Consider the following 1,817-nt stretch of genomic DNA (forward strand, 5'->3'; position numbering starts at 1 on the left):
TTTTGCTGCGTGTAATGCATGATCGCCTTGCGCGCGGCGAACACGCCCTTCGAGTCCGAATAGCCCGATGACGTGGGCAGGTTGCGAATCATGTCCTGGATGATCTCGTCCGGCGCGTCGAAACCGAACGCGGCCAGGTTGCCGATGTTCAGCTTGATGATCCGGTGGCCCTCCTCCTCAAGACGCTTCGCGTGTTCGAGCACGGGCCCGCGAATGTCGTAACAGACGTTTTGTAATTTATTGGATTTGAAAATCGTTTTCACGGCGGGAATGCTCACTGGTTTGCGTGGAACTCAGGCTCGGCTGGGTCGGTGATTCGGGGCGACAATTCGAAAACGGGGACAACACAGTTAAACATCGCAGCACTCGCAGCGCTGCCCGGCGACGTTTCATTGGACCACTGGCTTCAAGGCGGCGAAGTTCCAGGCGCCAAGCCCTGAACAGCGACGCGGAACAGGCAGTCTAGCGAAAATGCGCCGGAAATAGGCAGGTTTGGCCGTGATTGCGCGAGCTTATGGCCATCAGGCCAAGGGCAAACGAATCGAAATGCGTGTCGGCGAACCGCTTGTGGCGGCCCGCGATGCAAGAGCCGCCCCGGGGTTGCAACCCGCTGGCGGCTGAAAAGTTATAATTTAGCGGATTATCAGTGACTTTCGCAATGCACCATTGGAAAGAGGTTCTTCCATGGTCGGGCCGCGACGCCGTCTATGCCTTCTCTGCCTTCTATGCCTTCTATGCCTTCGGCGGCAACGCCTCACCGCGAATCACGTCCCGCCTTTCTCTCGCCAGTCGGAATATCGCTTTGAAACTACACCAGGAATCCAGCGGCGCGCTCAATACCATCACGAGCTACGGCGCCAATTACGTCGCAATCAACCTGCAGCGGCATGACAGCAGCATCATCGTGATGCCGGAATCGCCCGTGATTGCGTGGCCCGTGTCTTCTTTCGAAGCGTTGACGCCCGAACACTTTGACGCGCTGATCGAAATCGCACCCGAAGTCGTCGTTTTCGGCAGCGGATCGCGCTTGCGATTTCCCCATCCGCGTCTCACCGCGAAACTCGCGCAACGCCGTATTGGCGTTGAAACCATGGATTTCGGCGCTGCCTGCCGCACTTACAACATCCTCATGTCCGAAGGCCGCCGGGTCGCCGTGGCATTGCTGATCGAAGTTTGACGGACATGCGCTGACGTTTCTGCAATTGACACCCCGGGGACTCGCAACTCGCGGGCCCCGCTCGCCAGTGCGCTAAACTTCGGCCCGGCGCGTGGGTGGTCGGCTGGCTGAGCGCCGGTCGAATTCCCGATTCTTTTCGTTCGCGCGACGCGCGCGCCGGGCGCGTCACGTAACGAACGCGTTGGCCGATCGGCTAGCTTGTGCGCGGTGTAGAACCAGAGGAATCTCTGACTCTCGCGTGCCAGCAATGCAGCCCGGAGGCTGCCGCGACCACCCATTACAACCGCCCGTTTAAGCCTCGAAACGCCAAACTTGAGCCCCAAAATGTTTTTGCTAGCGCCGCGAGAAGCGGCATCGGACAGGTCGATTCCCATGAACGATGCGCCTTCCCGGCTACCGCTCACCCGCCTATCGCTGTTACTGCTGATCGCCCTGCTCGCCGTGATCTGGTTCGCGCCGCTCGGGCTGCGCCATCTGGTTCCCAGCGACGAAGGGCGCTATGCCGAAATGGCCCGCGAGATGTTCGTGACGGGCGACTGGATCACACCGCGCTACAACGGCTACAAATACTTCGAAAAACCGCCGCTGCAAACCTGGGCAAACGCGCTGACGTTCGCCTGGTTCGGTATCGGCGAATGGC

2 protein-coding genes and 1 pseudogene are annotated in these 1,817 nt (G+C 59.7%); 2 read left to right on the forward strand and 1 reads right to left on the reverse strand.

Translation table 11 applies throughout. The features are described 5' to 3' along the window. Nucleotides 1-263 (reverse strand): annotated as a pseudogene (locus tag WCA53_RS28935) (aminotransferase); the annotation flags it as partial. 539 nt (nucleotides 264-802) lie between these two features. On the opposite strand from WCA53_RS28935, the gene WCA53_RS28940 reads away from it, so the two are divergent. Next, on the forward strand, nucleotides 803-1,177 hold the full coding sequence (locus WCA53_RS28940) for an Mth938-like domain-containing protein (RefSeq protein WP_423919167.1): 375 nt from the start codon (nucleotides 803-805) through the stop codon (nucleotides 1,175-1,177). A gap of 372 nt (nucleotides 1,178-1,549) precedes the next feature. Further along, a partial coding sequence (locus tag WCA53_RS28945) for an ArnT family glycosyltransferase (RefSeq protein WP_423919170.1) occupies nucleotides 1,550-1,817 on the forward strand: 268 nt, incomplete at its 3' end.

This window comes from Caballeronia sp. (assembly GCF_049581465.1).
Classification (GTDB): Bacteria; Pseudomonadota; Gammaproteobacteria; order Burkholderiales; family Burkholderiaceae; genus Caballeronia.